The organism is Gillisella taibaishanensis (assembly GCF_001938985.1).
Classification (GTDB): domain Bacteria; phylum Pseudomonadota; class Alphaproteobacteria; order Rhizobiales; family Rhizobiaceae; genus Allorhizobium; species Allorhizobium taibaishanense.
This window is the reverse complement of record NZ_MKIN01000025.1, coordinates 1-360: the sequence shown is the minus strand read 5'-3', so window position 1 is coordinate 360 and position 360 is coordinate 1. Positions and strand designations below refer to the sequence as shown.

Sequence of the window (360 nt, the reverse complement as noted above, 5' to 3'; positions counted from 1 at the left end):
ACGATGCCGGCGCCGACGGTACGGCCGCCTTCGCGGATAGCGAAGCGCAGCTTTTCTTCCATCGCGATCGGAACGATCAGCTCAACCTGAACCGTGACGTTGTCGCCAGGCATAACCATTTCCGTGCCTTCCGGCAGGGAGACGATGCCAGTCACGTCCGTCGTGCGGAAGTAGAACTGCGGACGGTAGTTGGTGAAGAACGGTGTATGACGGCCGCCTTCTTCCTTCGTCAGGATGTAGGCTTCTGCCATGAACTTCTTGTGCGGCTTGACCGAACCTGGCTTGCAGAGAACCTGGCCACGCTCAACGTCGTCGCGCTGGATACCACGGACGAGCGCACCGATGTTGTCGCCGGCCTGG

Annotated in this window: 1 protein-coding gene; it reads right to left on the bottom strand. The window is 60.6% G+C overall.

Going from position 1 to position 360, the window contains the following annotated elements:
• Nucleotides 1-360 (bottom strand): EF-Tu C-terminal domain-related protein (locus BJF91_RS20675; protein ID WP_456061820.1); only part of this gene is annotated, 360 nt, incomplete at both ends.